Below are 25,078 nucleotides of genomic sequence, written 5' to 3'. Positions count from 1 at the left end.
AGCTCCCACAGGGTTCTGTGTCTACGCCACTTTTGGTGGCAGTTTGCTGAGGTACAACGCAACCCCCAACGCCACCACCAGCAAACTCCCGATAAACACCCCGATCCCGTTCCACCCCGCGTAATGCCACGCCACCCCGCCCGCGGTCCCCGCCACGCTCGATCCCGCGTAGTAACTGAACAGGTACAGCGAAGAAGCCTGCCCCTTGGCCTTCAACGCCCGGCGCCCGATCCAGCTGCTGGCCACCGAGTGCGCGCCGAAGAAGCCGAAGGTGAACACCAGCATGCCGACGATGATCAGCGGTACCGCACTGAACAACGTCAGCAACATGCCGCTGAACATCAGCAGGATGGTGCCCCAGAACACCTGGCGCCGGCCCAGCTTGTCGGCCAGCGCGCCGATTTGCGCCGAGCTGTAGATGCCCGACAGATAAACGATCGACAGCAGCCCGACCAGCGCCTGGCTCATGTGATACGGCTCGGCCAGCAAGCGGTAGCCGATGTAGTTGAACAGGGTGACGAACGCGCCCATCAGCAGGAAGGCTTCAAGGAACAGCCACGGCAGCCCGGCATCACGGAAGTGCAGGACAAAACCGTCCAGCAGGCTGCGCGGGTTCATCGAGCGCGCACGGAAGTTGCGCGACTCCGGCAGCACCTTCCAGAACAGCGCCGCGGCGAGCAGGGCCAGGCCACCGATCACCAGCATCGCCGTGTGCCAGCTGACGAAGTCGATCAACACCCCGGCAATCAGCCGCCCGCTCATCCCGCCAATGGCATTGCCACCGATATACAGCCCCATCGCCAGGCCGATGTGCTGTGGATGAATCTCTTCACTCAGATACGTCATGGCTACCGCGGCCAGCCCGCTAAGCGACAGGCCCACCAGCGCGCGCATCGCCAGCACGCCTTCCCAGGTCGGCATCAGGGCACTGGCGAGGGTGCTCAAGGCCGCGCAGAACAAGGCGAAAACCATCACCGGCTTGCGCCCGATGCGGTCGGAGATCGGTCCGGTGATCAGCAAGCCAAATGCCAACAGGCCAGTGGATACCGAAAGCACCAGGCTGCTCTGCGCCGCATTGATGGAAAAGTCCCGGGACAGCAGCGGCATCATCGGCTGCACGCAGTAGAGCAGGGCGAAAGTGGCGAAACCACCGCAGAACAGGGCCAGCACCGTGCGCATGAAGGCCGGGGTGCCTTTTTCGATCCAGGTTTCAGTCAGGGCGGCGGCGACGTCGGCCACCGGTTCAGGGGGAAGGTCGTGGGCGTGGGGCGCTACAGCAGTTTTCACGGGGAGCCTCGGCGGGGTGCGGCCTGTAGGGGCGACTGAAAAAAGCATATAGCTGGCTAATGATCATTTCCAATATATTGTTCGACCTGTTTAAGAGGTTTTGCGACCTATTGGAGCGTCCATGGAATTGCGCCACCTGCGGTACTTCATCGCTGTCGCCGAAGAGCTGCATTTCGGCCGGGCCGCGCAGGCCCTGGGCATCTCCCAGCCGCCGCTGAGCCAGCAGATCCAGGCCCTGGAGCAGGAGCTGGGCGCGCGCCTGTTCGAGCGGACCAACCGACGGGTGGCACTCAGCGAAGCGGGACGCCTGTTTCTCGAAGAGGCGCGCCAGGTCCTGGCCCAGGTCGACAAGGCCGCCGATGTCGCCCGCCGCGCACAACTGGGCGAACTGGGCGAGATGAAGATCGGCTTCACCTCCTCGGCGCCGTTCAACTCGAGCATTCCCAAGGCCATCTACAGTTTCCGCCAGCGCTTCCCGGCGGTGCACCTGAACCTCAAGGAAATGAGCAGCCGTGACGTGGCCGATGCATTGCTGGATGAAAGCATCGAGGTCGGCCTGATGCGGCCGCTGGCGTTACCGGAATCGCTGGTGGCCACCGAGCTGTTCCGCGAGCCGCTGGTGGCGGTGCTGAACGCCGATCACCCGCTGGTCGAGGGGTCGGAAAAGGGCCTGGAACTCAAGGCCCTGGCCAACGAGCCCTTCGTGTTTTTCCCGCGCAGCTACGGCAGCGGCCTGCATGCGCAGTTGCTGAGCCTGGCGCGGCAAGCCGGGTTCACCCCGCATTTCGCCCAGGAGGCGGCGGAGGTGATGACCATCATCGGCCTGGTGTCGGCGGGATTGGGGGTGTCGGTGCTGCCGGCGTCGTTCCAGCGCATGCGTATCGATGGCGTGGTCTACCGCACCCTGTTGGATGCCGATGCGGTCACCGCGGTGTGGCTGGTGCAGCGGCGCGAGCAACGCTCGGCGATGGCCAGGGCCTTCGTCGAGCTGCTCACGCGTACCCGCTGAACGGGATCAGTCGACCTTGGACAGGTCGCCCTTCAGCGCCACACCGGCAATCACGGCGCCGGCGTGGCACTCGTAGGTGCTGGCGTCCTTGCGCTCGTTCTTCTTGTAGTAGCTGGCGATATTGGTCACGGCGTTGGCGCCGACCTTCTTCGCCGCGTCCTGCATGGTCAGCAGGGCCGATTGCAGGGCCCATTCGCATGCCACTTCGTCGGTCTTGTTGAAGGCGTTGGTCTTCTTGTTGGTGGTCGCATTCGGGCTGATCACCTTGACCTTGCCGCGCGGCTGCACACCCGCCAGGTAGAACTTCACCGAGCCGTCGAGCTTCTTCTCCGCAGTCATCTGATCCACGACCTTGTTGAACGGCAGGTACAGCGCGGTATCCCGCGCCTGGCTGATGCCAGGCAGGGCGCACAGCAGCAGGGCGGTGGTGGCGGTCCAGGTTTTCAAGCGCATGGTGTCTTTCCTTGATTAGTAACTGTTGGAGCGATGTTCGTTGAGGGCACGCTGCACCATCCGATCGGATTCGGTGCGTTTGAGTTCCCGCATGATGCTTTTGTCGAGGTTGTAGACCCAGCGGTTGTAGTTGCGGTGGATCTTGCCGTCGTTGTAGTCGAGGTTGCGGCTGTCGCGGTAATCGATGCGGAAGTTGCTCAGGCTGTAGTGGATGTCCACTGCCGCGAAGAAGGTATTGCGCACCGTGATGTCGGCCTGGACCAGGCCCGGGGTGACGCGGCGCACGGTCCAGCCGCGCTGGGCGGCGGCCTTGACGATCGCCTCCTGGATCTCCACGTCGGAGTAGGAGTGGCCGACCACCAGCAACTCCTTGGGCACCATCACCGGCTTCGAGGTACAGCCGGCGACGAAGGCCAGCACCAGGCCCAGCAGGGCCGCGCGAATCATTGAAGACATTCCTTTCTCTCCAGTCTGTTCAGTTCCAGCGGCGGAAGATCAACGACGTGTTGACCCCGCCGAAGGCGAAGTTGTTGCTCATGACGTATTGGTTGCTGAGGCTGCGGAACTCACCGCAAAGGTAGTCCAGTTCGCCACAGCGCGGGTCGATGTTGTCCAGGTTGAGGGTGTGCACGTAGCGGTCGCTGTTCATCATTTCAATGCTGAACCACGCCTCCAGCGCGCCGCAAGCGCCCAGGGTATGACCGAGGAAGCTTTTCTGTGAGCTGATTGGCATCCGCGCGCCGAACAGGGCGCTGGTGGCCAGGGTCTCGGCGATGTCGCCCTGCTCGGTGGCGGTGCCGTGGCCGTTGACGTAGCCGATGGCGTCCGGCGCCAGGCTGGCGTCTTCCAGGGCCAGCTCCATCGCCCGGCGCATGGTCGCCTGCTCGGGACGGGTGGTGTGCTGGCCGTCGGCGTTGCTGCCGAAACCGACGATCTCGGCATGGATACGGGCGCCGCGGGCCAGGGCGTGTTCCAGTTCTTCGAGCACCAGCATGCCGGCGCCTTCGCCGATCACCAGGCCGTCGCGGCCGCTGTCATACGGGCTCGGGGTCTGCTGCGGGGTGTCGTTCTTCAGGCTGGTGGCGTACAGCGCGTCGAACACCATGGCCTCGGTCGGGCACAGTTCCTCGGCGCCACCGGCGAGCATCATCGGCAGGCGACCGAACTTGATCGCTTCGTAGGCGTAGCCGATGCCCTGGCTGCCGCTGGTGCAGGCGCTGGAGGTGGGGATCAGGCGCCCGGTCAGGCCGAAGAAGATGCTGATATTGGCGGCCGTGGTGTGCGGCATCATGCGCACGTAGGAGTTGGCGTTGAGCCCTTCGGCCACCGAGTTCAGCAGCATGTTGCCGAAGGCCTTGATCTCGTCGGTGCTGCCGGTGGACGAGCCGCAGGCCACGCCCATGCGCCCGTCGCGGATCGACGGGTCGTCGAGCAGCCCGGCATCGAGCAAGGCGTTCTGCGACGCGGCCACGGCCAGCCGCGACACCCGGCCCATGCTGCGCAACTGCTTGCGGGTCCAGCTCGACGGCACGGCGAAATCATCCACGGGGCCGGCCAGGCGGGTGTTCAGCTCCTCGAAGCGGTTCCACTCGTCCATGTAGCGGATCCCGCTGCGGTTGGCGGCGAAGTTGGCGGAGATGGTTGCCCAGTCGCTGCCCAGTGACGTGATACCGGCCATGCCGGTGACGACCACACGCTTCATCAGCACAGGCCTCCGTTGACGGCCAGGACCTGGCGGGTGATGTAGGAGGCCTCGGCGGACATCAGGAAGTTCACCGCGCCGGCGACTTCTTCCGGGGTGCCCATGCGCTGGGCCGGGATCATTTTCAGCAGTTCTTCCACCGGCACGTGCTCGTCGAGCATGGCGGTGTCGATCAGCCCGGGAGCCACGCAGTTGACCGTGATCTTGCGTTTGCCCAACTCGATGGCCAGGGCCTTGGCGGCGCCGATCACCCCGGCCTTGGAGGCGCTGTAGTTGACCTGGCCGCGATTGCCGATCAGCCCCGAGACCGAGGTGATGCAAACGATGCGCCCCGGCGCGCGGCGGCGGATCATCGGCATCATCACCGGGTGCAGGACATTGTAGAAGCCGTCGAGGTTGGTGCGCAGCACCTGGTCCCAGTCGTCCTCGGTCAGGGCCGGGAAGGCGCCGTCGCGGGTCAGACCGGCGTTGCACACCACGCCGTAGTAGGCGCCGTGGGTTTCCACGTCGTCAGTCAGGATCGCCGCGCAGGCGGCGCGGTCGGCCACGTCGAACTGCAGGACCCGAACCTGCCGGCCCAGGCCACGTACTTCCTCGGCGACCGCATCGGCTTCGGCGCGGCCGCTGCGGCAATGCAGCACCAGGTCGAAACCGGCGCGGGCCAGGCGCAGGGCGATGGCCCGGCCGATGCCACGGCTGGAACCGGTGACCAGGATGGTCTCACTCATGTCGGGACTCCTCGTCGCCCGCTTCGGCCAGGTACTGGGCGGCCTGCGGCGGACGGAAAACATTCAGGCGGGCCGTGGCGTACAGCCCCGGACCGTGCAGGTGGCACTCGAACACTCCCATGCCGTTCTCGTCTTCCAGCGAGCGCAGGGCATGGATGCGCAGTTGCGCGCCTGCGGGGAAATGCTCGACATCGCATTCGAACTTGCGGGTGCCGAGCAGGAAACCCAGCTCCACTGGCTTGCCCTGCTGGCGCGCACGGCAGCCGGCATAGGCGGCCACGGTCTGGGCCATCAGCTCGATGCCGACCCAGGCCGGCAGGCTGCCGTCCTCGCGGTTGAACAGGCCGCCGGGGCGCACGGTCAGGTGGGCGTGGATCTGCTCCTCGTCGAACGACTCGATCCCGTCGATCAGGATCATGTCGCCCGCGTGGGGCAGGAGTTCGGCCAGTGGCCAGGCAATCATGGGGTGTCTCCGAGAATCAGGCTGATGTTGTTGCCACCGAAGGCGAACGAATTGCTCATCAGATGGTGCGGGCCGTCGGCGCCCAGGCGCTGGCCGGGGCCGATCAGGTTCAAAGGGGCGAGTTCGGGGTCCTGCTGGCCGTCCCACAGGTGCGGGGGCAGTTGGCCGTGGGCCAGGCTCAGCCAGCAGAACGCTGCTTCCAGGGCTCCGGCGGCACCTAGCGTGTGGCCGGTCATTGCCTTGCTCGACGAACAGGCCAGGCCGGCGCCGAACAGGGCGTTGACCGCCAGGCTCTCCATGGCGTCGTTGTGCCGGGTGGCGGTGCCGTGGAGGTTCAGGTAATCGATCTGCGCAGGCTGCAGGCCGGCGCTGTCCAGGGCCTTCTGCATGGCCGCCAGGGCGCCCTTGCCGCCGGGCTCCGGGGCGGAAATATGGTGGGCGTCGGAACTGGCGCCGGCGCCGAGCAGGGCAATGCTGCGGCCCTCGGCATTGGCTTCGCGGGTCATCAGGAACAGTGCCGCGCCCTCGCCGATATTGATCCCGCTGCGGTTGACCGAGAACGGATTGCAGCGCTCGTCGCTCATGGCTTCGAGGGCGGTGAAGCCGTTGAGGGTCAGCTTGCACAGGCTGTCCACGCCGCCGCAGATCACCGCATCGCACAGGCCAAGGTCGAGCAGGCGCCGGGCGCTCAATAGTGCACGGGCGCCGGAGGTGCAGGCGGTGGAAATCACATAGGCCGGGCCACTGAGTTGCAGCCAGTTGGCCAGGTAGACCGCCGGGGCGCTGAGTTCCTGCTGGGCGTATTCGTAAGACGGCGGGAACCGGCCCTCGCGCAGGTATTCGGCGATGCCCTGGCTGGCTTCCTCGATGCCCGAGGTGCTGGTGCCGAGGACCACGCCGACCCGCTGCGGGCCAAAGCGCTCGATGGCAGCACGCAGCGGCGTCTCGATCTGCAGCGCGGCCTCATGCAGCAACTGGTTGTTGCGACTCTCGCCCGGCAGCGGGCTCAGTTCGCCGGCCACGGCTCCGACCACTACGCGCTTGGCCGGCACCCAGCCGTCGGCCTCGACCATGCCGGAGCAGTCGCCGGCAAACAGGCCGCGGGCGACTTCGGCCTGATCGCGTCCAAGGGCGCAGACCAGGCCCAGGGCGTTGAGATAAGCGGTCATGGAGCGTTCTCGCCGGGCAGGGGGGTGACTAGATAACGCAGGCCTTGCTGCAGATTCAAGGTGAAGTCGTCGGGCTGTCGGTAGCTGACATGCCAGCGCTCGCCCAGCCAGCGCTGATTATCCTGCTGCCGCGCCGCCGGATACAGCGCCGCAAGGCGCTCGGCCGGGGTCAGGGCGAAGAGCAGGGCGGCGAACAGTTCACGGGCCGCCGGGTTGGGCGGTAGCAGGCCGTCGGCCTGCCATTCGCCGTTATCCAGCAACTGGCGGGCCTGGGGAATGCCCAGCAGGTCCATCATCGACCAACGCAGGCGCTGGTCCTCGCGCTGGATCACCAGCAGCCAGTCCTGGCGCTGCTCGGCCTGTTCGCGCTGCACATGCAGGGTCATCGGCAGCTTTAGCGGCGGCAGTTGCTCCGGCAGCGGCGGACGCGCCGCGCAGGCAGCGAGGATCAGGCAGGTGACCAGCAACAACAGGCGTTTCATGCGGCGTCCAGGGGCTTGCGCGCCACCACGTTGACCAGGGTTTCCTCACGCTGGCCCGGCGGTGGCGGCTTGCGCAGGCCGAAGCGTTCGAGCAGGCCGAAGTCGCTGGAACGGCTCCACCACAGGTACGGGTAGGAGACGTTCTGCTCGCCGAACTCGAAGCCCTGCTCGCGGAGCATTTGCAGATAGCCTTCCGCACTCTTCTGCACATGCATCGGATGACGGAACAGCCAGCGGATCACCCAGGTGTCGATATAGGCTTCGGTGGACTCGGCGAACAGCAGGTAGCCGCCCGGCTTGAGCACCCGCCAGAACTCGGCCAGGGCCTGTTCCTGTTCTACCAGGTGGTGGAAGGTCTGGTGACAGAACAGCATATCGATGCTGGCGTCGGGGAATTGCAGGTTGGCGCAGTCGCTGCCCTTCAGTTCCACCTTCAGGCCCAGGTTCACCGCCTCGGCGCCGCTCAGCTCGAGGCTGTGCGGGTCGGCGTCGGTGCCGAGCAGCCTGCCCGGCTTGAACACCTGCTGCAGGTGCTTGAACGAACGCCCCTGGCCGCAACCGACATCCAGCACCACCGGCGCCTGCGGCGGCTCGCCGTCGAACAGGCGGCGCAGGTCGTTGATCGCCACACGCAATACGTGGTGCTGCCAGGTATGGCTGCGCAGGAACCAGAAGCCGAACTTCGTCTCCTCGACATAGGTGTCGCTGAAGAAGCGCTGTTCACTCATGCCTCTGCCCTCGCGCAGATCTCGGCGAGCATGCGCAGGCGCCGCTTGGGCTCGCTGACGAAAGGATTGCGCTCGTCCCAGGCGTAGCCGGCGAGGATCGAGCTGATCATGGCGCGGATCTCGTCGGAAGCATCGGGGTGATAGATCACGTCCTGGAAGCTGCCGTTGTACCAGCCCTCGACATAGGCGCGGAAGGTGTCGACGCCGCGTTTGAGCGGGGTGGCGAACTCGCTTTCCCAGTCCACGCTTTCACCCTTGAGCTGGCGGTCCAGCACGGCGGCGGCCATGCTCGACGAACGCATGGCGATGGTCACGCCCGAGGAGAACACCGGGTCGAGGAATTCCGCTGCGTTGCCCAGCAGGGCGAAGCCCGGGCCGTGCAGGGTTTTCACGTTGGCCGAGTAGCCGCCGATGGTCCGCGCCGGGGTATCCCAGAGCGCATTGGCCAGCACCTTGGACAGGCTCGGGGTCTGCTCGACGAAGCTTTTCAGGCAGGCATCCAGGTCCTGTGGAGCGTCGGCATAGTGTTCGGCAGCGGCGACCACGCCCAGGGAGCAACGGCCATCGCTGAACGGGATGGTCCAGAACCAGATATCCCGGTGCTCCGGGTGGGTGGTGATGAGGATCTTGTTGCGGTCGAAGTCCGGATGGTCGATGCGGTCCTCGATATGGGTGAACACCGCCTGGCGCACCGGGAAGCTCGAGGGCGCTTCCAGGTCCAGCAGGCGCGGCAGCACGCGACCGTAGCCGCTGGCATCGAGGACGAATTGCGCCTCCACCTGGTACTCGCTGCCGTCCTTGCGTCGTACGCTCAGCTGCGGGCGCTCGCGCTCGAAGTCGGCGGCGAAGATTTCTTCTTCATAGCGGATTTCCACGCCCTGGGCGGCGGCCTCATCGGCCAGCAGCTTGTCGAAGCGCGCACGCTGGACCTGGAAGGTGCTTGGGCGACCGTTGCTGAAGGTCTTGCCGAAGTCGAAGGCGCTGTATTCCTCGCCCCAGGCGAAGGCCGCGCCGTTCTTGTACTGGAAGCCCGTCGCTTCGAGGGCGGGCAGCATGCCGGCTTCCTCGACGAAGTCGATGCAGTGCGACAGCAGGCTCTCGCCGATGGAGAAGCGCGGGAAAAGCTGGCGCTCGATGATCAGCACATCGTGGCCCTTGCGCTTGAGCAGGGCGGCGGCGATGGCGCCGGACGGGCCGGCACCGATGATCAGGACCTGGCGGTGTTGCACTTCGGTATCAGGCATGGGGCCTCCTTGCCGTTGAAACGTTGAGAACTGGAAGACGGTGCAGCCCGGCGATGGCGGGCATCAGGGTGGCAATCAGGCTCATCAGCATCAGGGCGAAGTACAGCGCCGGGCTGATCAGGTGCTGTTGCAGCAGCAGGTTGAGGAAGACGATTTCGCTCAGGCCGCGAATGTTCAGCAGCAGGTTTTCCCGCCAGCGGCTGGCGCCGGGGAAGGACAGCGTGGCCCAGCGCAGGCCCAGCCAGTTGCCAGCCATCTTGCTAAGGATCGGCAGCACGATCAGCGCGCCCAGTTGCAGCCCATCGAGGTTCTGCAGCAGATGGCCGAAATCGATCTGGACGATGCCGAAGGTGATGATCAGCGGGATCGCCACGCCGTGTTGCAGGCGCTTGATCCAGGCGGCCGAGAGCGGCAGGCGCAGTGGCAGCTTGAGCCAGGCCAGGCAGGCCATGTAGCCGATGCCGAAGATCAGCGCATTGAGCTTGTAGTGCTCGGCGACGAACAGCAAGGCGAGGAAGGTCAGGCCGAATATCCACGGCCGGCGCAGGCCCAGCAGGTACATCGGCAGCGGCGCGCAGGCGGCCAGCAGCGGCCAGGCCAGGCTCATCGGCTCGAGGCTGCCCTTGCCCAGGCCGAACAGCAGCCAGCACAGCAGGTCGATGCCGATCGCCACCTGCATCAGCCGGCGGGTCGCGGCGGGCGGGTAGTTGATATTGCGCAGGTACAGGTAGAGCACCGGCACGGCGGTGATGGCGAACACCAGGCCCAGCGCCAGGGCCGTCAGACACGGCTGGTCCGGCAGCAACAGGAAACCGCAGGCCAGCCCGCAGGCGAAGGGCACGAGGAAGCTGGGCAGGGCAATCTTCAGGCTCTGGCGGTCGAGCTTGAGGTCCACCACATCGGAGAGGATATGCCCCAGCAACAGGGCGAAGCTCAGGCCGTACAGGGTCTTCAGCCAGGACGGCGCGATCAGCGCGGCGCCGCTGAGTTGCCAGTGCGGCTCGACCCAGAACAGCATCAGCAGCGGCAGGCCGAGGGTCGCCAGCAGCAGGTGGCTGACGATACTGATCAGGCCCAGGCGCCGGCCGATCTCGCCGGCAATCAGGAACAACGACAGGGCCAGGCCCCAGAACAGCACGACACTCATGCCGACTTCTCCGTGTGGCGGGGTGCGGCCCAGGGGGCCAGGGCAAAGCTGAAGGCCAGGCCGAGGCTGACGGCGAGGCCGAAGTTGCTGACGGCCGGGGTGCTCGAAGCGGCCAGCAGGCCGAACGACAGCCAGGTGGTGGTCGCCGCCAGCAAGGTGCCGAGCAGGCTCACCGCCGCGCCGCCGATCTGCTCGTGCATCAGGATCGCGTAGTCGACGCTGATCGCCGTCACCAGCAGCAGGCCGAACAGGCTGAACAGGGTCAGCGGTTGCCCCAGCCAGCCCAGGCTCGCCAGGCTGCACAGCGCTGCCAGCAGGGGCAGGGCGACGATGCGCGCGGCGGCGCCGAAACCGAAGGGGAGTACCAGCAGGACCACGATCAGCACGCAGGACAGCAGCTTCAATTCCGCCGCACTGACCTGGGTCGCGGCGAACAGCCGGTTCAGCTCACCGAGGCGGTCCACCAGTTGTACACCGTCCAGTCCTTCACTTTGTTGACGCAGCACAGCGGGATCGCTCGCGCCCTGCAGGCTGACCACGGCGGCCACGCCGTCGCCGTCCTTGCCCAGCCATAGCGCGCGCCAGGCTTCGCCCAGCGGACCGGCCAGGACCTGGTCGATATCGAGGGTCGGCAGGGCGCGCAGGCGGGTCAGTTCGGCTTGTAGCGTTTCTTCCGGTACGCCGGTCGCCAGCAGCGGCTGCCAGTGTTGCGGCAAGGCGTCCAGCGCTGCGCGCAGGCGGGCCTGATCGGCACTGCTGGCGAGCAACTGGTTCAGCGCCATATAGCCCTTGAGATGGCCGTTGGCGACCTGGGCATCAAGCCGTTGCCCGAGGCTGGCGAGACGCTCCAGCAGTTGGGTCTCATCAGTCGCCCGCACCAGGTAGAACTGGCTGGTGGGCTGGTAACCGGTGATCCGCGCGACTGCCTTCGCTTCATCCAGCAGCACCGGCGAGCTGCCGACCCACTGGCGGATATCGTTGCGGTTTTCCAGGTGCCACAGACCGCCGGCACAGAAGGCCAGGAGCAGCACGGTCAGCACCGGCGTCGGCACCCGGCGCAGCAAGCGCAGGCGCAGCTCGACCAGGGTTTCGGCGATGCGCAGCGGCCAGTGCGCCGGTTGCAGGTCGATGTTCTTCAGCAGCGCCGGCAGCAGGCACACCGAACTCAGGTAGGCACCGATCAGCCCGGCGGCGGAGAACGCGGCGATCTGGGTCAGGGCCGGGAATGGCGTGAAGCCCAGGGCCAGGTAGCCGATGCAACTGGTGGCCAGGCTCAGGCTCAGGCCGGGCAGGGTCTTGCGCACCGCCTGCCAGGTGTTCCACGGGCGCAGGCTCCAGCTTTTCGAGAGGAAGTGCAGCGGGTAGTCCACCGCCACGCCGATCAGGCTGGAGCCCAGCACCAGGGTCATCACATGCATCTGGCCGAACAGGGCGATGCAGGCGGTGGCGCCGAACAGCATGCCCACCAGCACCGGCACGAAAGCCAGCAGCACGCGGAACTTGCGGAAGGCGAGGAACAGCAGGAGCAGGATGCCGAGGGTCGCGCCGCCACCGATCCAGGTCATTTCCCGGGTCGCCTGGCGCTGGCCGTCGGCGGCGTAGAGCAGGCCGCTGGCGGCGAGCAGTTGCCCGCCCTGCGGCGCGGCTTCGGCACGGGACTGCTGCAACAGCTCGGCGACCCGCACCGGCAGCTTCATATCGAAGGCATTGCCCTCGGTGCGGGCGCGCAGCAGCACCCAGTATTGATCGTCGGCTTTGGCGAACAGCGCGCCGCTGGCGGTATCCAGCTCCACGGCGGCCGGGCGTGGCTGGCTGTTCTGGATGCGCCCGGTCAGGCCCAGCCAGTCGTCCTGGCTGGACACCAGGCTGAAGCCGGCGAACGGATCGAACAGGCTTTGCAGGCGCTGCTGGATAAAGGCGTCGGGGTGGTCGATCAGGCTGTCGCGGTCGGCTTTCGCCAACATCGCCAGGCGGCCTTGCAGCAATTGTTCGCGCACCGCCTGGAGGTCGGTTTGCAGGCTCCACTGGACCTTTTCGAACAGCCCGCTGGCCTGCCATTCCTTGCCCAGTTGCCCGGCCAGGGCGATGGCCTTATCGCGCTCGGCATGCCCGACCAGCACCAGCATTTCCCGGTTCAGCGGTTCCTGCATGCGCTGCTCGGCGCGCTTGACCAGCGGGTCCTCGGTGGCGCCGGGGACCAGGGTCATCAGGTCCGCCGACAGCGCCGAGCCGCGCGTCCACTGCCAGCCGGCCAGGGCCATGACCCCGACCAGCAACAGCAGGAACAGACGCGGCAGCAGGCGCTCAGTCGACAAGATCGTGGCGCTCCGCGTCGGTCATTTTCGTGCTCACGCTCGACGGCATGCGCAGCACGGTGCTGTCGCCCTGGGTCTCCAGCAGCTCGATGCGGTCGACGAACTGGCCGCCATGGATATTGATGCCGGTGAAGATCTGCTTGAGCACCAGCGAACGCGGGGTCAGGCGCAGTTGCCAGTCCTCGGCGTCGCCTTGCAGGGCCAGCTCGAAGTCACGCTCCAGGCCGCTGCTGTCGCCTTGCAGCACGGCGAAGAACAGCTTGTTCTGCTCGGTGCCGGCGGTGCGGGTCGGGATCACCTGCCAGCCGGAGGCGTCACGGCGGGCGATGCCCGTGGCATTGAGGCGGTAGTCCTGCTTCAGCGGGGTTTGCAGCAGCCACAGCAGGCCGTGGTCGCGAGCCAGGACGAACTGGCCGTTGCTGACCAGCGGCTGGGGCAGGGCGCGCAGGTGCTTTTCCTGGATGAACGGGCCCTTGATCACCTCCGGCTCGCTCAGTTGCTTGCGCAGGTCTTCGAGGCCGAAGGCATGGGCCAGGCCGCAGCACAGCAGCAGGCCGAGGGACAGCAGCAAGCGGCTCATGCCAGCACCTTCTGTACCGCGTCGAGCATCACCTGTGGCGAGGCCAGCTGCATCTCGCGGCTGGCGATATGCACCGCCACCTGCACCGAGCTGCCGCGGGTCATGCGCTCGCCGGTGACCGCGTCGCTGATCAGGTAGTTGATCTTCAGGCGGTTCTCCCACTCCACCAGGCTGGCCCGCACGATCAGGCGCTGGCCGAAGGTGGCGCCGCGCATGTAGCGCAGTTGCAGGTCGATCACCGGCCAGGCGTAGCCGGACTCCTGCATCTGCACGTAGTTGTGGCCGAGGTGGTCGAGCAGGGCGCAGCGCGCCACTTCAAGGTATTTCACGTAGTGCCCGTGCCAGACCACCAGCATGCTGTCGACGTCGAAGAACGGCACCAGCACTTCGGTATCGACGTGGAGAACGCCCTGACTACGCATGGAGCCTCCAGTGTTGCTGGGCGATGCGGTGCAGGCAGTGGCGCAGGTCGCTTTCCAGGGCGCGGTCTTCGATGACCGGGGCGAAGTCGTCGAGCAGGGCGCGGTGCATCTGGTCCAGTGCCGGTGGCAGCGGACGGGCATCGGCCTCGCGGCTGCGCAGCCAGACGCCCTGGTTGGCGGCCAGCAGGGTGGCGGCGGCGACCTGTTCGGTCAGTTCCAGCACGCGCAGGGCATCGCGGGCGGCGATGGTGCCCATGCTCACCTTGTCCTGGTTGTGGCACTCGGTGGAACGCGAGAACACGCTCGCTGGCATGGTGTTTTTCAGGGCCTCGGCGGTCCAGGCGCTGGCGCCGATCTGCACGGCCTTGAAGCCGTGGTTGATCATCGCGCGGTCGGCCGGGGCGCCGGACAGGTTGCTCGGCAGGCCGTGGTTGTAGCGCACGTCCACCAGCAGGGCGAGCTGGCGGTCGAGCAGGTCGGCGACGTTGGCCACCAGGTTCTTCAGGCTGTCCATGGCGAAGGCGATATGCCCGCCATAGAAGTGCCCGCCATGCAGGACGCGCTCGGCGTCGCCGTCGATGATCGGGTTGTCGTTGGCGCTGTTCAGCTCGGTCTCGATAAAGCCGCGCAGCCAGCCCAGGCTGTCGGCCAGCACGCCCAGCACATGCGGCGCGCAGCGCAGCGAGTAGCGGTCCTGCAGGCGGTGCAGGGGCGCGGTCGGGGCGTCGATCGCCAGGTCCTGGCGCAGCCACGCGGCGACCTGGGTCTGGCCCGGGTGCGGCTTGGCGGCGAACAGGCGTTCGTCGAAGTGTTCCGGGTTGCCTTGCAGGGCGACCACGTTGAGCGCGGTGATACGGGTGGCGAGCTTGAGCAGGTAGTCGGCGCGGGTCCAGGCCAGGCAGGCCAGGCCGGTCATCACCGCGGTGCCGTTCATCAGTGCCAGGGCTTCCTTCGGCCGCAGCACCAGCGGTTCCCAGCCCAGCTCGCGGTGCACGTCGGCGGACAGGCGGCGTTCGCCGCGATAGACCACTTCGCGCTCGCCGGACAGGGTTGCGGCTACGTAGGACAGCGGCGTCAGGTCACCGCTGGCGCCCACCGAGCCTTCTTCCGGGACCACCGGCAGGATGTCGTGGGTGATGAAGGCGTGCAGGCGCTCCAGCAGCTCGACCCGTACCCCGGACACCCCGTGGCACAGCGACTGCAAGCGCGCCGCCAGCAGGGCGCGGGTGGACGGCGCATCGAAGGTCCGGCCGAGGCCGCAGCCGTGGAAGGTGAACAGGTGCCTGGGCAGCGCTTCCACATGCTCCAGCGGTACCGCCACCACGCAGGAATCGCCGTAGCCGGTGGTCACCCCGTAGATCACCCCTTCCTTGTCCAGCAGGGTGTCGAGGAACTGCGCGCCGCGGGCGATGCGCGCGCGGTACCCGGCATCGTCCTGCAGACGGCTTTCAGCCTGGCCGTGGGCCAGGGCGTGGATGGCTTCGATCGAAAGCGGCGACTCGCCAAAGGTTACGGACTCACGCGGTTGCATCGTCATCGGTCTTCCAGAAAGGGTAGAAGTTGAACCATTGCTGCGGGGCTTGCAGGCAGTAATGGCCGAGGCGTTCGGCATAGCGCGCGGCATGCTCGGCGATCACCTGGTCGCGCTGGCTGCGGCGCCATTCCACGGCGGCGGCGAAGGGTTCGAGGGTGATGTGGTAGCGGCCCTGCTGCTTGAGGCAGAACAGCAGGTTGACCGGGCACTTGAGCAGGCCGGCCAGCAGCCACGGGCCCTGGGGAAACTTTGCCGGGTGGCCGAGGAAGTCCACGGTCACGGTGCGCCCGCCGTGCAGCGGCACGCGGTCGCCGGCGATCGCCAGCCACTCGCCGCGCTCCAGGCGCTGGCTGAGCTGGAGCATGGTCGCCGGGTCCAGCTCGCTGACCTGGATCAGGCGCAGATTCGTTGCACCGGCCTCGCCCAGCAGGCGGTTGAAACGCTCGGCGTGGCGGGTGTGGACCAGCACGTTCATGGTCACCTGCTGGCCCATCTCGGCCAGGGCCCGGCACACCTCGAGGTTGCCCAGGTGCGCGCCCACCAGCATCTGCCCGCGTTCGGCGCGCAGTTGGCTATGCAACTGGCCGGGGTCGTTGATCTCGATCTGCTCCAGGCCGAGCCGGCCGTTCCACACGTCGAGCTTGTCCAGCAGGGCATCGGCGAAGGCCATGAACTGGCCGAACACCCGGCCGGTGGTGGGGCGCAGCGCGGGCTGGCCGCTCCACTCGGCGAGGTTGTGCTGGTAGGTGCGAGCCGCTTCGCGGGCACGGCGGCCGAAGAGGAAGAAGTACAGGACGATGCCGTACAGCACCGGGCTCAGCAGCCGGCGCCCGAGCAGCCTGACGCCGAAGGCGGTGAGCTTCATCAGCAGGAAGCTGCCGCGCTCCTCGTGGGCGGCCCAGTGTTGTTCCCGGTCGCTCATGCCGTCAGCCGCCGCCAGAGGATCGCCGGGGCACGCAGCAACATGCCGAAGAACAGCTTGGTGTGCATCTTCGAGATCAGCGCGTTGTCGTGGAACAGGCGGAAATGCGAAAGGCCGTCCTGCGGGTAGTGCACCCTGGTCGGCAGCCAGCGCATCGGCTGGTTGCGCCACGACAGGCGCACCAGCACCTCGGGGTCGAAGTCCATGCGCTTGCCGAGGGCCACGCTGTTGATCAGGGCCAGCACCGGCGGCAGCGGATAGACGCGGAAGCCGCACATGGAATCGGGAATCTTCAGCGACAGGCTGTTGATCCACACCCACACGTGGGTCAGGTAGCGCGCATAGAGGCGGCCCTTGGGCACGCTGGCGTCGTACTGTGGATAACCGCAGATCAGCGCCTCGGGGTGGGCGCGGGACAGCTCGAGGAAGCGGCTGACATCGGCCAGGTCATGCTGGCCGTCGGCGTCCACCTGCAGGGCGTGACTGAAGCCCAATCGCGCGGCTTCGCGCAGGCCGGCCATGACCGCGCCGCCCTTGCCCTGGTTGACCGGGAGCTGCACCAGATAGGTATCCGGCTGCTCCGCCAACTGGCGCAGCACTGCCGCGCAGGCCGGGCTGCTGGCGTCGTCCACCAGCACGCAGGGCAGGCCGGCGGCGCGCAGGTCGGCGACCACCGCAGGCACCGCCAGTTCGTGGTTGTACACCGGGATCACCGCGCAAGGCCTGTTCATTGCGCGACCTCCAGGAGGATGCGGCCGCTGGAGCAGGGCACGCCGTCGCAGCTGTAGGCGAAGTACAGCTTGCCGCGCTCGACGTCGAAACGCAGGGTCAGCAGCAACGGGTCACCGGGGCGCACCAGTTGCTGGAACTTCAGCACTTCCATGCCGGCGAAGCGCCGTGGCTGGTCGAGCAGCGGCTGGCCAAGGGCGATGGCCCAGTCCACCTGGACCACGCCGGGCAATACCGGGGTCTTGGGGAAGTGGCCATTGAAGTAGGCGAGGTCGGCGGAAATGGCGATGTTCACCTTAAGCTCGCCGTCCACCTGTTCCTCGCCGAGCACGTCCGGGCCTTGCGGGCGTGGCGCCATCAGCAGGGTATCCACCAGCGATTGCGGCAGCTTGCCTTGCGCGGTGTACGGCAGTTGCCGCAGCAGGCGCCAGCGGCGGGGCAGGGCCAGGGCTTCGCAGTGTCCGGCAAGGTGGCTGCGCAGGGTTTCGGTCACGGCGCGGCGGCCCTGGTTGCGCAGGGCGTGCAGGCCCTTGCCGCTGAGTTGCAGCAGGGCACCGATGGAGGCGCGGTTGCCGTGGATCACCCCGAGGCGGGCGTCCTCGACCCAGGAGTGTTGCAGCAGCGCTTGCTCCAGCATCGGCAGGGCGATGCGCTTTTCTTCCAGCTTGACGATGCGGTCGAGGCGCCCGAGCAGGCGGAAGTGCCCGTTGGCATCGAAGCTCACCGCGTCGGCGCTTTCCTCGATATGCCCGGCAGGCAGGTACGGCGACTCGATGCACAGGGCACCGTCGTCGTTCTGGCTCAGGCGGATCCCGGCGAAGGGCTGCCACAGGTTTTCCCCTTGGCGCCAGGCGATGCCGCCGGTTTCCGAGCTGCCGAGGATCTCCGTCGGCCACTGGCCGAGGCGCTGGTGCAACTCGCGGGCAGCCTCGGCGGGCAGTTCGCCGCCGGAGGAAAACACCCGGCTGACCTGGCTCAGGGCCGGCCAGTCGAGGTTGTCGCCCATGCGCTTGAGCAGCGCCGGGCTGGCGACCCAGGCGAAGGCCGGATGCTCGCGGCTGGCGCGCTGCAGGTCCTCGGGGAACGGCAACTGGCGGCGGACGAAGCTGCGCCCGGCGCACAGCGGCCAGAGCACGCGGAACAGCAGGCCGTAGATATGCTGGGTGGCGACGCTGCCGATGATGCAGGCTTCGCCCAGCGCTTCACCCCACAGGGCTTCGAGGTTGCTGACCTCGTTGGCCAGCTGGCGCAGGCACTTGTCGATGCGCTTGGGCGCGCCGGTGGAGCCGGAGGTGCACAGGCTCAGGCGGCAGGCGTCGAGGTCCAGGTCGGCCGGGGCCAGGGCTGCGGCGAACAGCTCGGCGGGGCGCTGGTCCTGCTCGCTCAGCCACAGGTCGACTTCGGCGTCCCAGCGCTGGCGGGTCTGGGCTTGCAGGTCGGCGGGCAGCAGCACCTCGACCCCGGCACGCCAGGCGCCGAGCAGGGCCACGGCCAGTTCGGCGGCGTCTTCGAGGTAGATCGCCAGGCGCTGCACGCCCCGCGCCTGCAAGCCGGCTGCCAGTTGCAGGGCTTGCTCGCCAAGCTGCCGATGATCCAGCGCCGGGGCGTGGCTGACCCGGCGTGCGCCTTCGGTCGGCCACAGCATCTGCTCAAGGTTGATCCATTTCATGAGCGTCCTCGTACGCGTTGTCTAACCAGCCATTCGATGGCGAACAGCAGGCCCATCACGCCGTAGGCGATCAGGCCGTTGTAAAGGGTCCACCAGGCCAGTGGCGCCCACAGGGTCAGGGCGGCGGCGATCAGGCCGTTGACCAGGAAGAAGCCGCACCACACCTGGGTCACCCGCCGCGTATAGCGCACGGCTTTCTCTGGCAGATCCGGATCGCTCAGCCGCGCCAGGCGCTCGGCCACCGGCATGCCGAATTTCAGGCTGGCGCCGAACAGGGCCAGCATGAAGGCGCTGATCAGCACCGGGTACCAGCGCAGCAGGGCCGGGTCGTCGACCAGGGCCAGCAGGGCGCAGAAGGCGAGGGCCACCAGGGCCATCCAGCGTCCGCCGGGGTTGTGCGGTTGGGTCAGGGCACGGGCCAGCCACAGGCCGCCCAGCAGCAAGCCGAACTGCCAGGGGGCGAAGTGGGCCATGCCGAAGTGCACCGCGAACGGGTAACCCAGGCCGGCTACCACCAGCCCGAGCCCGATCAGGCGTTTCATGCCGCGGTGTTGACCAGGCGGAAGACCGCTTCGACCACATCATTGACGGTGCGCACGGCCTTGAATTCATCGGCAGCGATTTTCTTGCCGGTCTGGCGCTTGATGTGGTCGATCAGGTCGACGGCGTCGATGCTGTCGATTTCCAGGTCTTCATAGAGGTTGGCGTCGAGGGTGACGCGCTCGGCGTCCAGTTCGAACAGCTCGACCAGGGCATCGCGCAGGGTGTTGAAGATGTCTTCACGGGTTTGCATGGTACGTGTCTCAGGCGGCCTGTTTGGCAGTGACGAAGGCGGCGAGGCTCGCCACGTTGGAGAAGTGCGAGCGGGTGTCCTTGGCGTCGGCGTCGATCTTGATGCCGTAGCGCTTCTGGATCGCCAGGCCGAGTTCGAGGGCGTCCACCGAGTCGAGGCCCAGGCCTTCGCCGAACAGGGTCTGCTCGTCGCCGATATCGTCCGCGCTGATGTCTTCCAGGCCCAGGGCCTCGATGATCAGGTCCTTGATGTCATGGTTGAGTTGGGGATTGCTCATCTGCTGCGAGCTCCTTGATGAAGTACTGGTGCAAGTGATCGTTGAGTTTGCGCGAGGCCTGCGGGGCAGGGCCCTGGCTGGCGAACGCCTGGGGGTCGATGTCGTTGCCGACCCGCAAGGTGAAGTGCACGCGGCGGTCGGGGATGCGGTACCAGGGTTCGCATTTGGTCAGGGTGGTCGGGTTGACCGTGATGGTCACTGGGGTGATCACCCGTGCGCCGCGCAGGGCGATGGCCGCTGCGCCGCGGTGGAAAGAGGGGGCCTTGCCCGGGGCGGTGCGGGTGCCTTCGGGGAAGATCACCAGGGTCTGGCCGCTTCGCAGGCTGTCCACGGCGGCGTCGAGCATGTCCATGCTGCCGTCGTTGCTGATGTACTGCGCCGAACTCACCGGGCCGCGGGTGAAGGGGTTGGCGAACAGGCTCTGCTTGACCACGCAGTTGCTCTGGCGCACCAGGCCGATCAGGAACACCACGTCGATGAGCGACGGGTGGTTGGCGATGATCATCTGCCCCGGGCGGCCCAGGCGCTCGGCGCCTTCCACTTCATAGGTGAGCACGCCGCAGGCGGCCATGAAGCGGATGAAGCGCCAGAACAGCCAGCTGATGGTGTGCCGCGCCCGTTGCCGGTGGCGCAGGCTGTCGCCCGGCAGGCAGGCCAGCAGGGGGAAGAACAGCAGGCGCAGGAGCAGGCCACCGAGCCCGAACAGCAGGAAGCTCAGGGCGGTGGCCAGCAGACGCCAGGGCCAGGCGTCGCGGCGCGAGCGGCTCAGGCCTTGCGTTGCCAGTTCCATGTGCGGTCCTTCAGGGTGTGGGTACAGGTCGACCGTTCGTCGAGCAGGCTGCGCAGCCAGCTCAGGGCGTGGGGTTCGCCGGCGGGCGCTTGCCTGTCGCCATCCAGGGACAGGCTCCATTGATCGCCGGGGGTCAGCAGCAGGCCGAGGGCGTAGTCGCAGGGGACGTCGGTGATCCACGGGCTGTAGGCGGCGGGCGGGCGCTCCTCGGCAACGATGAGCAGCACCGCCGGGGCACCGTCGTGGAGCAGGCCGGCGGCTTCCACCACGGCCTGCTCGAAGCCGTCGCCTTCGCCGGCGATCGCCGTCATTTCCGCCGTTTCGCCACGCAGGATCGACCACAGGCCGATCACCGCGTTATGCACGGACAGGCTGAACTGGGTCGGGGACAGGGGCTGGGCAGCGGCGAGGTCGCTGAGAATTTCGAAGGTGCGCGGGGTTTCGCCATGCCGCGAGACGAACACCAGCGGCAGGTGCTCAAGACCTTCGGCCAGCGGCCAGCCCACGGCAAAGGCCATGCGCGCCAGGCGGCTGAGGCGGCGGCGTTGCATGGCGGGCAGGAACGAGACATCCGGCGAGTCTTCGCCTGCATCGATCGAGCGCTCGCCGAGACTCCACGCGCGCCATTGCGCAGCCGACTGGAGGCCGGGCGCCCAAGCGCGCCACTGACGGATATTGAATGTGATCAAGATGTATCTCGCCCTGAGGGACTTCCATTCCGAGGGGACTCGGAGCTACGGCCTGCGGGCGAAATCGCCGAGTAACGGGCATTATCCCGGTGCAGGGGGGGCGTCGTAAACAAAGTATTGCCATTGATTACGGAACCGAGCGCCAGTAACTGACCTCGAATGGCCCCGCGCATTTCGCCGGGCCGGGATTTCCCGACAAACGGCCTGCACCTGTTGTCGGTCGCCTTTGCCGGATCTTGAGCCTTTCAGTGCTGGTCAATCCGGCGGGCTGAACACATACTCGGTCATTCTTTGATACACGGAGGTCTTTCCATGCGGCGCGTGGTGTTCAATCAGAAAGGGGGCGTCGGCAAGTCCAGCATCGCCTGCAATCTCGCGGCGGTGAGTGCCAATGAAGGCTATCGGACCCTGTTGATCGACCTGGATGCCCAGGGCAACTCCACCCACTACCTCACCGGCCTGACCGGCGAGGAGATCCCCATGGGGATTGCCGACTTCTTCAAGCAGAGCCTGTCGTCGGGGCCGTTCGCCAAGAAGAACAAGGTGGATATCTACGAAACGCCGTTCGACAACCTGCATGTGGTCACCGCCACGGCGGAGCTGGCCGACCTGCAGCCGAAGCTGGAGGCCAAGCACAAGATCAACAAGTTGCGGAAGTTGCTCGATGAATTGAGCGAGGACTACGAGCGGATCTACCTGGATACGCCGCCTGCGCTGAACTTCTATGCGGTATCGGCGTTGATCGCGGCGGATCGCGTGTTGATTCCCTTCGACTGCGACAGCTTCTCGCGTCAGGCGCTGTATGGCCTGCTCACGGAAATCGAAGACCTCAAGGAAGACCACAACGAGGACCTGCAGGTCGAAGGCATCGTGGTCAACCAGTTCCAGCCCCGGGCCAGCCTGCCGCAGCAGATGCTCGACGAGCTGGTGGCCGAGGGCTTGCCGGTGTTGCCGGTATACCTCAACAGCTCGGTGAAGATGCGTGAATCACACCAGGCGTGCCTGCCGCTGATTCACCTGGAACCGAAGCACAAGCTGACCCAGCAGTTCGTCGATTTGCACTCGTTGCTCGAAGAGAACGCCTAGATCCCTTGGGTCCGCAGCCACTCCAGCAACTGCTGGAGTGGAAATGCGCCGCTCTGGCGTGCGACTTCCCGGCCGTTCCTGAACAGGATCAGGCTGGGGATGGAGCGGATATTCAATTGGCCAGCCAGTTCGCGGTTGGCTTCACTGTCCAGTTTCGCCAGCCGGCAGCGCCCGGCCAGTTGCCGTGCGGCCTGCTCGAAGGTCGGCGCGAAGGACTTGCACGGCCCGCACCAGTCGGCCCACACGTCGATCAGCAGGGGCAGGTCGCCCTTGATCTGGCTGGCGTAGTTGGCTTGCTTCAGCTCGAAGGGTTGGTCCAGCAGGACGGGTTGCTTGCAGCGGCCGCATTTCGGCGTGTCGCCGAGGCGCTCGGCGGGGAGGCGGTTGAGGCCGTTGCAGTGGGGGCAGGGGATCAGGAGTGGGTCGGTCATGGGGATTGGGTCCGGGGGCGGGTGTTGCTGGGTATGTGGCGGTGGGATCCGGCGTTTTCAATGGTCTTGCGGCCTCATCGCTGGCAAGCCAGCTCCCACAGGTACTGCGCCGCCCTTGAAGATTGTGCTGACCCTGTGGGAGCTGGCTTGCCAGCGATGGGGCCAGAAAGAGCACTGATTGACCCAAAGTCCTGCACAAAAATGTCAAATACAATCAGCTAACTTCCTCGATTTCCGACTTTCTTGTAGGCAACTTCCCAACCATACTTCCAGGCCCTTTGAGCTGTTGCACCGAAGGAAGCCGCTCCCCTAGTCTTCGGCAGTCGTTGACCTCAACGACCGGCTTTGACAGGCCGGACAGATACGGTGCACAGCTGGTTTTCGGCAGCTGTGCGCGTGGGCACCTATTGGTGCGCCGGGTTCTCCGTATCCCTGGTCTGTCAACCCGCGTACAGCTGCCACCCTTTTGTTTGACAGCAGAACCGTGGCGGCTCCACCTGATACGGAGTAACCATGAAAAAGCGCGTTCCTGATCCGCCGCCAGTCCTCTGCGTCGGCCCCGGCCTTTCCCATGAGGAATCGGTCCGCCGAGCCGCAGAACATCTGAGCAAGGCGATTACCGCCGCATCCTCCATACCTGATCCATTCGAAGCCCGATATCAGGCAAATCTCAGCCATGCTCTGCTGGAGATGAAAATCTCCAAAGCTTTGCTGACGGTTGCCATGTCGGAGTCACCGGTGACTGTGCCGGTCTAGAGTAGAGCCGCAGGGCCCAAGGCTGGCGAGGAACCCTGTGGGAGCTGGCTTGCCAGCGATGAGGCCCAGCAGGGCACTGCATCAGTCAGGTCAGAAAGAAGATCTCAAGCCCCACTGAGTACCAGTGATTGTGTGGTGTTCTTTCTGGCCTCATCGCTGGCAAGCCAGCTCCCACAGGGTCCGTGTGCACCGCCAAACCGTCTCAGGAAGAACAACTGATCTCCAGATGCTTCCCCCACTCCGGCGGCCGCTCGGCATAACCTTCCATCCCCGCCTGCTCTTCGAACGGCCGGGTCAGCACTTCATGCAGGCGCCGCACCTCGGAGAAGTCCCCGCCCTGCGCCGCTTCGATGGCCCGCTGCGCCAGGTAGTTGCGCAGCACGTACAGCGGGTTCACCCCGTGCATCCGCTCCCGCCGCCCGTCCGCATTGCCCGGCTCACGCCGGCCCCGCGCCAGATAGTCTTCCGACCATGTGTCGAACCCGGCCAGGTCGACGAAATCATCCCTTACCACCCGCAACGCCTGCTCCACCGCCTGGTCGCCCAGCCTGCGGAAGAACAGGTTGTAATCCACCGCCCCCGGCTGCATCAGGCTGAGCAGGCGCTGGATCAGCACCTTGTCGCCGCCCTCCGCCGTGGTCAGGCCCAGCCGGCGGCGCATCAGGTCGAGGTAGTGCGCCTCGTACAATGGCAGGAACAACCCCAGCGCTTCCTGCAACGCCTCGACACTGATGAACGGCGTCAACGCCTGGGCCAGCGCACTCAGGTTCCAGTGCGCGATCGGCACCTGGTTGCTGTAGCTGTAGCGCCCCTGGTCATCGGAGTGGTTGCAGATGAACCCGGCATCGAAGTCATCGAGGAAGGCAAACGGCCCGAAGTCGAAGGTGATGCCGAGGATCGACATGTTGTCGGTGTTCATCACCCCATGGCAGAAGCCATAGGCCTGCCATTTGCCAATCAGCTCGGCATTGCGCTCGACGATGGTGCGGAACATCGCCAGGTACGGCTCGTCCGCCGCCTTGCATTCCGGGTAGTGCAGGTCCAGCACATGCTCGGCCAGCGCGCGCTGCTGCTCCGGCTGGCGGGTGTAGTAGAAGTACTCGAAATGCCCGAAGCGGATATGGCTCGGCGCCAGGCGCAGGACCATGGCCGCGCTTTCCTTGGTTTCGCGCCAGACCGGCGTGCTCGAGCCGATCACGCACAGCGCCCGGCTACTGGGGATGCCCAGGGCATGCAGGGCTTCGGAAGCAAGGAACTCGCGGATCGACGAGCGTAGAACGGCACGACCATCACCCATCCGCGAGTAAGGCGTCTGGCCGGCACCCTTGAGGTGCAGGTCCCAATGCTCGCCGGCATCGTTCTGCACTTCGCCCAGCAGCAGCCCGCGACCATCGCCAAGCCGCGGGTTGTATGAACCGAACTGGTGTCCGGAATAGACCATCGCCCGTGGGTCGGCTTCCTCCCACAGCTTGTGCCCGCCAAACAGCTCGGCGAACACCGGCGATTGCGCTTCGGTCGGCTCCAGGTCGAGCAGGGCCATGGCTGCCTCGCTGACCACCACCAGCTGCGGATCATCGATCGGCTCCGGCAGCACCTGGGTGGAGAATGCATCGCCCAGGCGGGCGAAGCGGTTGTCGAAGGTCAGTTCGTCGAGGCCTTTCACGGGCGACTCC

At 66.3% G+C, this 25,078-nt stretch carries 28 protein-coding genes; 3 read left to right on the top strand and 25 right to left on the bottom strand.

The features are described 5' to 3' along the window. Positions 1 to 21: 21 nt before the first annotated feature. The gene (locus AC2CQI_RS18800; protein ID WP_484577564.1) at positions 22 to 1,287 is read right to left on the bottom strand and encodes an MFS transporter; all 1,266 of its coding nucleotides are present in this window, start codon (positions 1,285 to 1,287) and stop codon (positions 22 to 24) included. A 121-nt stretch (positions 1,288 to 1,408) separates the two neighbouring features. Between AC2CQI_RS18800 and AC2CQI_RS18795 the strand changes: the two genes are divergently transcribed. Then, complete coding sequence (locus AC2CQI_RS18795; RefSeq protein ID WP_484577563.1) at positions 1,409 to 2,296, top strand: LysR family transcriptional regulator; 888 nt, start codon at positions 1,409 to 1,411, stop codon at positions 2,294 to 2,296. Between the two features lie 6 nt (positions 2,297 to 2,302). Here the strand turns inward: AC2CQI_RS18795 and AC2CQI_RS18790 are convergent, their stop codons facing one another. The 22 genes from AC2CQI_RS18790 to AC2CQI_RS18685 are packed head-to-tail and all read right to left on the bottom strand — an operon-like array spanning position 2,303 to position 21,132. After that, entirely contained in the window at positions 2,303 to 2,749 is a 447-nt protein-coding gene (locus AC2CQI_RS18790) for an excinuclease (protein ID WP_484577562.1), read from the bottom strand. A 15-nt stretch (positions 2,750 to 2,764) separates the two neighbouring features. After that, on the bottom strand, positions 2,765 to 3,205 hold the full coding sequence (locus AC2CQI_RS18785; RefSeq protein WP_484577561.1) for a hypothetical protein: 441 nt from the start codon (positions 3,203 to 3,205) through the stop codon (positions 2,765 to 2,767). Between the two features lie 19 nt (positions 3,206 to 3,224). Beyond that, on the bottom strand, positions 3,225 to 4,451 hold the full coding sequence (locus AC2CQI_RS18780; RefSeq protein ID WP_484577560.1) for a beta-ketoacyl-ACP synthase: 1,227 nt from the start codon (positions 4,449 to 4,451) through the stop codon (positions 3,225 to 3,227). Next, the gene (gene fabG, locus AC2CQI_RS18775) at positions 4,451 to 5,179 is read right to left on the bottom strand and encodes a 3-oxoacyl-ACP reductase FabG (protein WP_484577559.1); all 729 of its coding nucleotides are present in this window, start codon (positions 5,177 to 5,179) and stop codon (positions 4,451 to 4,453) included. The genes AC2CQI_RS18780 and fabG overlap by 1 nt, the downstream gene beginning before the upstream one ends. Next, entirely contained in the window at positions 5,172 to 5,642 is a 471-nt protein-coding gene (locus tag AC2CQI_RS18770) for a hotdog family protein (RefSeq protein WP_484577558.1), read from the bottom strand. The genes fabG and AC2CQI_RS18770 overlap by 8 nt, the downstream gene beginning before the upstream one ends. Further along, complete coding sequence (locus tag AC2CQI_RS18765; protein WP_484577557.1) at positions 5,639 to 6,811, bottom strand: beta-ketoacyl-[acyl-carrier-protein] synthase family protein; 1,173 nt, start codon at positions 6,809 to 6,811, stop codon at positions 5,639 to 5,641. Before AC2CQI_RS18765 ends, AC2CQI_RS18770 begins: the two co-directional genes overlap by 4 nt. Next, the gene (locus AC2CQI_RS18760; RefSeq protein WP_075802131.1) at positions 6,808 to 7,293 is read right to left on the bottom strand and encodes a hypothetical protein; all 486 of its coding nucleotides are present in this window, start codon (positions 7,291 to 7,293) and stop codon (positions 6,808 to 6,810) included. Before AC2CQI_RS18760 ends, AC2CQI_RS18765 begins: the two co-directional genes overlap by 4 nt. Next, entirely contained in the window at positions 7,290 to 8,021 is a 732-nt protein-coding gene (locus AC2CQI_RS18755) for a class I SAM-dependent methyltransferase (protein ID WP_075802130.1), read from the bottom strand. Before AC2CQI_RS18755 ends, AC2CQI_RS18760 begins: the two co-directional genes overlap by 4 nt. Further along, entirely contained in the window at positions 8,018 to 9,265 is a 1,248-nt protein-coding gene (locus AC2CQI_RS18750) for an NAD(P)/FAD-dependent oxidoreductase (protein WP_484577556.1), read from the bottom strand. The genes AC2CQI_RS18755 and AC2CQI_RS18750 overlap by 4 nt, the downstream gene beginning before the upstream one ends. Continuing rightward, on the bottom strand, positions 9,258 to 10,412 hold the full coding sequence (locus AC2CQI_RS18745) for a cation:proton antiporter (RefSeq protein WP_484577555.1): 1,155 nt from the start codon (positions 10,410 to 10,412) through the stop codon (positions 9,258 to 9,260). Before AC2CQI_RS18745 ends, AC2CQI_RS18750 begins: the two co-directional genes overlap by 8 nt. Then, positions 10,409 to 12,727: an MMPL family transporter gene (locus tag AC2CQI_RS18740; RefSeq protein WP_484577554.1), complete on the bottom strand. Its 2,319-nt coding sequence runs from the start codon at positions 12,725 to 12,727 to the stop codon at positions 10,409 to 10,411. Before AC2CQI_RS18740 ends, AC2CQI_RS18745 begins: the two co-directional genes overlap by 4 nt. Next, complete coding sequence (locus AC2CQI_RS18735) at positions 12,717 to 13,307, bottom strand: outer membrane lipoprotein carrier protein LolA (RefSeq protein WP_484577553.1); 591 nt, start codon at positions 13,305 to 13,307, stop codon at positions 12,717 to 12,719. The genes AC2CQI_RS18740 and AC2CQI_RS18735 overlap by 11 nt, the downstream gene beginning before the upstream one ends. Beyond that, a complete protein-coding gene (locus tag AC2CQI_RS18730; protein ID WP_484577552.1) occupies positions 13,304 to 13,729 on the bottom strand; it encodes an acyl-CoA thioesterase in 426 nt (141 codons plus the stop codon). Before AC2CQI_RS18730 ends, AC2CQI_RS18735 begins: the two co-directional genes overlap by 4 nt. Further along, a complete protein-coding gene (locus tag AC2CQI_RS18725; protein WP_484577551.1) occupies positions 13,722 to 15,266 on the bottom strand; it encodes an HAL/PAL/TAL family ammonia-lyase in 1,545 nt (514 codons plus the stop codon). The genes AC2CQI_RS18730 and AC2CQI_RS18725 overlap by 8 nt, the downstream gene beginning before the upstream one ends. Next, positions 15,247 to 16,185, bottom strand: a complete 939-nt coding sequence (locus AC2CQI_RS18720; RefSeq protein ID WP_484577550.1) for a lysophospholipid acyltransferase family protein — start codon at positions 16,183 to 16,185, stop codon at positions 15,247 to 15,249. The genes AC2CQI_RS18725 and AC2CQI_RS18720 overlap by 20 nt, the downstream gene beginning before the upstream one ends. Further along, the gene (locus AC2CQI_RS18715) at positions 16,182 to 16,916 is read right to left on the bottom strand and encodes a glycosyltransferase family 2 protein (RefSeq protein ID WP_484577549.1); all 735 of its coding nucleotides are present in this window, start codon (positions 16,914 to 16,916) and stop codon (positions 16,182 to 16,184) included. Before AC2CQI_RS18715 ends, AC2CQI_RS18720 begins: the two co-directional genes overlap by 4 nt. Further along, positions 16,913 to 18,583, bottom strand: coding sequence for an ApeI family dehydratase (locus AC2CQI_RS18710; protein WP_484577548.1), 1,671 nt, complete (start codon positions 18,581 to 18,583; stop codon positions 16,913 to 16,915). The genes AC2CQI_RS18715 and AC2CQI_RS18710 overlap by 4 nt, the downstream gene beginning before the upstream one ends. Beyond that, a complete protein-coding gene (locus AC2CQI_RS18705) occupies positions 18,580 to 19,125 on the bottom strand; it encodes a COG4648 family protein (RefSeq protein WP_484577547.1) in 546 nt (181 codons plus the stop codon). Before AC2CQI_RS18705 ends, AC2CQI_RS18710 begins: the two co-directional genes overlap by 4 nt. Continuing rightward, positions 19,122 to 19,376 carry an acyl carrier protein gene (locus AC2CQI_RS18700; RefSeq protein ID WP_075802119.1) on the bottom strand — a complete coding sequence of 85 codons (255 nt, stop codon included), beginning with the start codon at positions 19,374 to 19,376 and terminating at the stop codon, positions 19,122 to 19,124. Before AC2CQI_RS18700 ends, AC2CQI_RS18705 begins: the two co-directional genes overlap by 4 nt. Positions 19,377 to 19,386: 10 nt before the next feature. Next, entirely contained in the window at positions 19,387 to 19,653 is a 267-nt protein-coding gene (locus tag AC2CQI_RS18695; RefSeq protein WP_075802118.1) for a phosphopantetheine-binding protein, read from the bottom strand. Next, the gene (locus AC2CQI_RS18690; protein WP_484577546.1) at positions 19,628 to 20,443 is read right to left on the bottom strand and encodes a lysophospholipid acyltransferase family protein; all 816 of its coding nucleotides are present in this window, start codon (positions 20,441 to 20,443) and stop codon (positions 19,628 to 19,630) included. Before AC2CQI_RS18690 ends, AC2CQI_RS18695 begins: the two co-directional genes overlap by 26 nt. Then, positions 20,419 to 21,132: a beta-ketoacyl synthase chain length factor gene (locus AC2CQI_RS18685; RefSeq protein WP_075802116.1), complete on the bottom strand. Its 714-nt coding sequence runs from the start codon at positions 21,130 to 21,132 to the stop codon at positions 20,419 to 20,421. Before AC2CQI_RS18685 ends, AC2CQI_RS18690 begins: the two co-directional genes overlap by 25 nt. A gap of 312 nt (positions 21,133 to 21,444) precedes the next feature. On the opposite strand from AC2CQI_RS18685, the gene AC2CQI_RS18680 reads away from it, so the two are divergent. Then, positions 21,445 to 22,218 carry a ParA family protein gene (locus tag AC2CQI_RS18680; protein WP_484577545.1) on the top strand — a complete coding sequence of 258 codons (774 nt, stop codon included), beginning with the start codon at positions 21,445 to 21,447 and terminating at the stop codon, positions 22,216 to 22,218. Here AC2CQI_RS18680 and trxC read toward each other — a convergent pair. After that, positions 22,215 to 22,649, bottom strand: a complete 435-nt coding sequence (gene trxC / locus AC2CQI_RS18675; RefSeq protein WP_484577544.1) for a thioredoxin TrxC — start codon at positions 22,647 to 22,649, stop codon at positions 22,215 to 22,217. The two genes, AC2CQI_RS18680 and trxC, sit on opposite strands and share 4 nt — an antisense overlap. A gap of 513 nt (positions 22,650 to 23,162) precedes the next feature. Between trxC and AC2CQI_RS18670 the strand changes: the two genes are divergently transcribed. Beyond that, complete coding sequence (locus AC2CQI_RS18670) at positions 23,163 to 23,405, top strand: hypothetical protein (protein WP_484577543.1); 243 nt, start codon at positions 23,163 to 23,165, stop codon at positions 23,403 to 23,405. 202 nt (positions 23,406 to 23,607) lie between these two features. Here AC2CQI_RS18670 and selO read toward each other — a convergent pair whose 3' ends face one another. After that, positions 23,608 to 25,068: a protein adenylyltransferase SelO gene (gene selO / locus AC2CQI_RS18665; RefSeq protein WP_484577542.1), complete on the bottom strand. Its 1,461-nt coding sequence runs from the start codon at positions 25,066 to 25,068 to the stop codon at positions 23,608 to 23,610. Positions 25,069 to 25,078: the final 10 nt, after the last annotated feature.

Source organism: Pseudomonas sp. P2S-1, from assembly GCF_057197725.1.
Note: the sequence above shows the minus strand (reverse complement) of the source record. Positions and strands in the feature narration are given on the sequence as shown.

What these genes read in the sequence shown, in the direction of transcription:
- AC2CQI_RS18795 (WP_484577563.1), top strand. Translation starts at nt 1,409, where the DNA reads ATGGAATTGCGCCACCTGCGGTACTTCATCGCTGTCGCCGAAGAGCTG.
- AC2CQI_RS18790 (WP_484577562.1), bottom strand. Translation starts at nt 2,749, where the DNA reads ATGCGCTTGAAAACCTGGACCGCCACCACCGCCCTGCTGCTGTGCGCC.
- AC2CQI_RS18785 (WP_484577561.1), bottom strand. Translation starts at nt 3,205, where the DNA reads ATGTCTTCAATGATTCGCGCGGCCCTGCTGGGCCTGGTGCTGGCCTTC.
- AC2CQI_RS18780 (WP_484577560.1), bottom strand. Translation starts at nt 4,451, where the DNA reads ATGAAGCGTGTGGTCGTCACCGGCATGGCCGGTATCACGTCACTGGGC.
- fabG (WP_484577559.1), bottom strand. Translation starts at nt 5,179, where the DNA reads ATGAGTGAGACCATCCTGGTCACCGGTTCCAGCCGTGGCATCGGCCGG.
- AC2CQI_RS18770 (WP_484577558.1), bottom strand. Translation starts at nt 5,642, where the DNA reads ATGATTGCCTGGCCACTGGCCGAACTCCTGCCCCACGCGGGCGACATG.
- AC2CQI_RS18765 (WP_484577557.1), bottom strand. Translation starts at nt 6,811, where the DNA reads ATGACCGCTTATCTCAACGCCCTGGGCCTGGTCTGCGCCCTTGGACGC.
- AC2CQI_RS18760 (WP_075802131.1), bottom strand. Translation starts at nt 7,293, where the DNA reads ATGAAACGCCTGTTGTTGCTGGTCACCTGCCTGATCCTCGCTGCCTGC.
- AC2CQI_RS18755 (WP_075802130.1), bottom strand. Translation starts at nt 8,021, where the DNA reads ATGAGTGAACAGCGCTTCTTCAGCGACACCTATGTCGAGGAGACGAAG.
- AC2CQI_RS18750 (WP_484577556.1), bottom strand. Translation starts at nt 9,265, where the DNA reads ATGCCTGATACCGAAGTGCAACACCGCCAGGTCCTGATCATCGGTGCC.
- AC2CQI_RS18745 (WP_484577555.1), bottom strand. Translation starts at nt 10,412, where the DNA reads ATGAGTGTCGTGCTGTTCTGGGGCCTGGCCCTGTCGTTGTTCCTGATT.
- AC2CQI_RS18735 (WP_484577553.1), bottom strand. Translation starts at nt 13,307, where the DNA reads ATGAGCCGCTTGCTGCTGTCCCTCGGCCTGCTGCTGTGCTGCGGCCTG.
- AC2CQI_RS18730 (WP_484577552.1), bottom strand. Translation starts at nt 13,729, where the DNA reads ATGCGTAGTCAGGGCGTTCTCCACGTCGATACCGAAGTGCTGGTGCCG.
- AC2CQI_RS18725 (WP_484577551.1), bottom strand. Translation starts at nt 15,266, where the DNA reads ATGACGATGCAACCGCGTGAGTCCGTAACCTTTGGCGAGTCGCCGCTT.
- AC2CQI_RS18720 (WP_484577550.1), bottom strand. Translation starts at nt 16,185, where the DNA reads ATGAGCGACCGGGAACAACACTGGGCCGCCCACGAGGAGCGCGGCAGC.
- AC2CQI_RS18715 (WP_484577549.1), bottom strand. Translation starts at nt 16,916, where the DNA reads ATGAACAGGCCTTGCGCGGTGATCCCGGTGTACAACCACGAACTGGCG.
- AC2CQI_RS18710 (WP_484577548.1), bottom strand. Translation starts at nt 18,583, where the DNA reads ATGAAATGGATCAACCTTGAGCAGATGCTGTGGCCGACCGAAGGCGCA.
- AC2CQI_RS18705 (WP_484577547.1), bottom strand. Translation starts at nt 19,125, where the DNA reads ATGAAACGCCTGATCGGGCTCGGGCTGGTGGTAGCCGGCCTGGGTTAC.
- AC2CQI_RS18700 (WP_075802119.1), bottom strand. Translation starts at nt 19,376, where the DNA reads ATGCAAACCCGTGAAGACATCTTCAACACCCTGCGCGATGCCCTGGTC.
- AC2CQI_RS18695 (WP_075802118.1), bottom strand. Translation starts at nt 19,653, where the DNA reads ATGAGCAATCCCCAACTCAACCATGACATCAAGGACCTGATCATCGAG.
- AC2CQI_RS18690 (WP_484577546.1), bottom strand. Translation starts at nt 20,443, where the DNA reads ATGGAACTGGCAACGCAAGGCCTGAGCCGCTCGCGCCGCGACGCCTGG.
- AC2CQI_RS18680 (WP_484577545.1), top strand. Translation starts at nt 21,445, where the DNA reads ATGCGGCGCGTGGTGTTCAATCAGAAAGGGGGCGTCGGCAAGTCCAGC.
- trxC (WP_484577544.1), bottom strand. Translation starts at nt 22,649, where the DNA reads ATGACCGACCCACTCCTGATCCCCTGCCCCCACTGCAACGGCCTCAAC.
- AC2CQI_RS18670 (WP_484577543.1), top strand. Translation starts at nt 23,163, where the DNA reads ATGAAAAAGCGCGTTCCTGATCCGCCGCCAGTCCTCTGCGTCGGCCCC.